The 4,607-nt window shown below is 58.1% G+C and carries 3 protein-coding genes and 1 pseudogene; 1 reads left to right on the forward strand and 3 read right to left on the reverse strand.

Going from position 1 to position 4,607, the window contains the following annotated elements:
- Positions 1 to 156 precede the first annotated feature (156 nt).
- On the forward strand, positions 157 to 2,313 hold the full coding sequence (locus HLUSI_RS0109000) for a phospholipase effector Tle1 domain-containing protein (protein WP_040503299.1): 2,157 nt from the start codon (positions 157 to 159) through the stop codon (positions 2,311 to 2,313).
- A gap of 74 nt (positions 2,314 to 2,387) precedes the next feature.
- On the opposite strand, the gene HLUSI_RS0109005 is transcribed toward HLUSI_RS0109000, so the two are convergent.
- The 3 genes and pseudogenes from HLUSI_RS0109005 to HLUSI_RS0109015 form a co-directional block, all read right to left on the reverse strand.
- Positions 2,388 to 3,176, reverse strand: coding sequence for a phosphodiesterase (locus HLUSI_RS0109005; protein ID WP_016833652.1), 789 nt, complete (start codon positions 3,174 to 3,176; stop codon positions 2,388 to 2,390).
- Between the two features lie 28 nt (positions 3,177 to 3,204).
- Positions 3,205 to 4,028, reverse strand: a pseudogene (locus HLUSI_RS27765) (carbohydrate ABC transporter permease).
- Positions 4,025 to 4,607: carbohydrate ABC transporter permease (locus HLUSI_RS0109015; RefSeq protein WP_016833657.1), on the reverse strand; the 583-nt coding region annotated here is incomplete at its 5' end. The gene HLUSI_RS0109015 and the pseudogene HLUSI_RS27765, both read right to left, overlap by 4 nt.

Below are 4,607 nucleotides of genomic sequence, written 5' to 3' on the forward strand. Positions count from 1 at the left end.
GACCAATATCATGCGGTATGAAAAAGCTGGAAATATCTATGCTCACTTCTTTCCGGGTGATCAAGTGAGAGTAGTCGCTGCCAATTCAAATGCAGCAAGTCCCTATCATCCAATACTGGAGACTGTTTTAGTCCCTCCTCCGGAGGAGCATTGACCATGAGCGCATCAATTGATTCAGCCCCACCGACGATAACAGCCACGAGTGAGCAAGAAATTGAATTGACGACACGAGAGTATGCTGCAGTCACACGGCTTGATGACATGCCTGAGCATTATTCGCCTAGCGGTAACAAGATGCCGCCGTGTCAGAAGTTGGTCAGAATAGGCTTGTTCTTCGATGGTACGGACAATAATAAGTACCGGGATGAGCCTATTCAGGGGCATACCAATGTCGTCAAACTGTTTAACGCGCATCAGGATATCAAGGGTGAAGGTGATCTTAAGGAATCGAGTTGTTTTCGTTTTTATGTTCCAGGTGTGGGAACCCGTTTTCCCGAAAATCAGGAATGGAAAGAGACGCAGGATGGCAAGGCGATGGGAAAGGGCGGGCAGGCGCGTATTCTGTATGGAATTTTGCAAGTCTATAACGCTGTTTACCAAGCATTTAATGAGGGGCGTGACCTATACGAGCCATTTCAGCTTACCGCCAAACTAAAAAGTTACGCCCGCGACGTTGAGCAGAATTACGACAAGGAATATCCCGGGAACGTGCGCCGTCAACAATGGTTTCATCAACTTCGTGACGAATTGAACGACAGGCTACAAGCCTCCCGCAACATCATCTTGCAACCGCGTATTCCGCAGATCCGTGTGGCGGTATTCGGTTTTTCTCGTGGCGCCATCGAAGCGCGCAGTTTCTGTTACTGGCTCAGTGCCGCGCTGGAAGGAAAATCTTCCTTGGCAGGCATGCCTATCGAGATCAATTTTCTTGGCCTGTTCGATTCAGTGGCTTCGGTCGGCTTGCCGAATTCAGCGGCGCAAACCACACCGTTTCGCTTCATCGATGGTCACTTCAGTTGGGCGGCAGAGACCTTGGCGCCACTGCCATCGCTGGTCAAGCAGACAGTGCATTACATCGCAGCCCACGAGCAGCGCATGAACTTTCCTGTTACGCGCGTCACAGGCAACAACGTGCGAGAGGTACTTTATCCCGGCGTGCATTCGGACGTCGGTGGCGGTTACTGCCCCAAAGCACAGGGTAGAGGCATGACCGTGGGACAGATGATTTCTCAGGTACCACTGCTGCATATGCATAGGGCGGCGCGTCTGGCTGGCGTACCGCTTGTTGGCTACAGTGTGATGGCGTCCGATCTGCGAGCAGATTACGCTCTTAGTCCTGACCTGGCCAATAACTGGAACGCTTACATGGCTGCCTGGAGGGTGGCTGGTCCCCATCAGCAACCTCTCCATGATCCTGAGAGCGCTACCGCCCAGTCCTCCGATGGAAACCTCAAGCCGGAGTCCGGAGGTAGTCGGGCCGCTACCTACGAGGAGCAGATCGAGAAGCATATGTGGCTGTACTACCGTTTCCGGTATCGTTGGGTAGATCGCATGGCGCAATTGCCGGCTTGCCAGCGCGCTACGCTGCAAGAACAGCAGGACATGATCAGTTACGATCAACTGTTCAAGGGCGATATGGAACTGCTGCGTGAACGTGCGAATGGTGGCCGGCCAAGGAGGTTCAGAGAGAACGGGGATGAAATCAAATTATTTATACCGGGAAACAGCCACGTCGCCAATCAACAGCAGTTGCTGCGTGCAGATACGCGCGTCCGGCCTGATGCCAGTGAAGCTTTGGCACTGCAGGTGTTTGAGGAGCAAAAAGGCCTGTTGAAAGCCGAAGGTATCGCCTTACTGGAAGAGCAGGTGCACGATTCGCTGGCCGGTTTTCATATGGGCGGTTATACAAGCACAGAGGAGAAAGCCGAGAAACTGCGTGAATGGCAAACCAAGCCGCCGTCACCAAAGGATAGTTACAATCATCAGGCCTGGAAGAATTTTGAGAAGAGCAAGACCGGGAATTCCAGAGCGCAAGCCATTTTGGACGACAAAGCTGCATTGGCGAAGCAGGCGGAGACCGCTCGCTTCAACGGCCGTACTGGCGAGATGGAGGCTTTGCAGCGTAGAGTTGCGTTCACCGATGAGGAGTCTATGCTTTTGACACAGGATGCCAACGGTCAGTCGATCTTTCCGATTCAAAAGGACGACGATGCCGCAGCTTTGAACAGTATCGTCATCAACACGCAGACGTCGACCTTGCGTGAAGGTGGCGGCTATCTGGTATCGCGTGTTATTTTTAACAGTGGAAGATAGTGGCAGATCAAGTTCCAAGAAAACGGGGGAGTGCACCAAGGTGCCTCTCCCGTTTTTATTGCGGTTAGCGTTCCTCAGCCGTAATACGGAAACTGCTGCGACCGATCCATGAACGCGTGATAGTGCACCACCACGCCGGCATCGCGCAGGCTCAGCACGGCATAGGCGGGCGGTTCCATCGAGGTCGTTGCCGGGCCGGTCAGCGTGAAGTCCAGCGCGTGCTGGTGGTTGGTGCCGGGCACGGTGGCAAACGGTGTGCCGTACCAGGTGCCGCCCGACGGCCGGTGCACGTGGCCGGAAAACATGTAGCGCACGTTGCCGTGCTTCTTCACCAGCGCGCGCAGGTCGGCTTCTTCGCGCAGGCGGATCCAGTCCATCGACGGCAGGTCGAGTTCGAATGGCGGATGGTGCGAGAACAGATACACCGCACGTTCGCCGGCTTCGGCCAGCGTGCGGTCCAGCCAGGCCAGCCGGTCGGCGCACAGGCGGCCTTCGTGGGTGCCGGCTTCCTTGGTGTCGAGGAATACCAGGCGCGTATCGTCGGCGTCGTGCACACCCTGGATGAAGCCGTGCTCATCGACCGGAATGGCGGGGAAGACGCTGCGGAACACCGGACGCTCGTCATGATTGCCGAGCAGCAGGCGCACCGGCAGCTTCAGTTCCTTGATGCACCCGGCCAGGATGCGATACGAGGCTTCGTCGCCGTCGTGGGTGAGGTCCCCGGTGATGACGCACAGGTCGGCGTCAGGGTGGTGTTCATTGACATGGGCGATGCAGTGGCGGAAACGCGTGACGGAATCTTCGCCGAACAAGAGGTTCCCATCCGGCACCAGGTGGATGTCGGTGATTTGTATGACTTTCATCAGATGTGTTGTTGGTGTTGGGAGAAATTTAACGGATGCCTGCCCGCAGGAAGGCCTGGATGAACTGGCGCTGGAATACCAGGAAGCCGATCATCAGCGGCGCAATCGCGACCAGCGTGGCGGCGCTGATGATGGAGATGTTGACGCCGCTTTCGGGCGCGCCGAAGAGCGACAGCCCGACCGTCAGCGGCCGCGTCGCCGGCGAGTTGGTCACGATCAGCGGCCACAGGAAATTGTTCCAGTGCGTCGCCACCGACACCAGCGCATAGGCCAGGTAGACCGGTTTCGCTGCCGGCACGTAGACGCGCCACAGCACGCCGAACCAGCCGCAACCTTCAATGCGTGCGGCTTCTTCCAGTTCGCGCGGAATCTGCATGAAAGCCTGGCGCAGCAGGAAGATGCCGAAGGCGCTGGCCATGTAAGGCACCGCCATGCCGAACGGCGTATCGAACAGGCCGAGGCGCGTGACCATCGCGTAGTTCTCGACGATCAGGATTTCCGGCAGTACAAACAATTGCGGTAGCACCAGCACGAACACGATGTTCTTGCCGCTGAACTGGAAGCGCGCGAACGCGAAGCCGGCCAGCGTGCACAGCGTGAACTGGCCAGCCACGGCGCCGACTGCCAGGCATCGCGGAAATTCTGCAGCACCAGCGGCGCGCGCCAGTCGAACGCCAGCGCGGCGTGCGAGGTATGGAAGGCGGCCCACAGCGCGAACAACAGCGGCGCGATCCACAGCAGCGCCAGCAGCCAGGCCCCGAGAGTGTCGACGATGTTCCAGAAACGGTCATGTGAGACAGGCGCTGCAGCGGGAGCGGATGCCGCCGACGGGGAAATGGCGAGAGTGTTCATCGGTAATGGATGCGACGGTCAAAGAACATGAATTGCAGCGCGGCGATCAGGCCCAGCGCGGCGAGCACGAGCACGGTCATCACGGCGGCGCCGGCCTGGTCGAGGTAGGCGAAGGCCATTTCCCATATCCAGTACAGAATCAGCTTGGAGGCGTTGTCCGGACCGCCCTTGGTCAGGATGAACAGGTGATCGATCAGGCGCACCGAATTGATCAGCGCATTGATCAGCACGAACAGCGTGGTCGGCATCAGCAGCGGCAGCACGATGCGGCGGGTATAAGCCCAGCGGCCGGCGCCTTCGATGCGCGCGGCTTCGCGCAGGTCGGGTGGGATCGCCTGCAATGCGGCCAGGTAGAAAATCATGAAGAAGCCGGATTCCTTCCAGATCGTCACCGCCATGACCGACCATAGCGCGGTGCCGGGCTGGCCCAGCCAGTTGGTGGGGCCGATGCCGAATAGCGCGGTGACGTGGTCGAGCAGGCCGAGACCGGGCGTATAGAAGAACAGCCACAGGTTGGCCGCCGCAATCATCGGCAGCATGGTCGGCGTGAAGAAGGCGGTGCGCACCAGGCCGCGATGG

Source organism: Herbaspirillum lusitanum P6-12, from assembly GCF_000256565.1.
Classification (GTDB): domain Bacteria; phylum Pseudomonadota; class Gammaproteobacteria; order Burkholderiales; family Burkholderiaceae_D; genus Herbaspirillum; species Herbaspirillum lusitanum.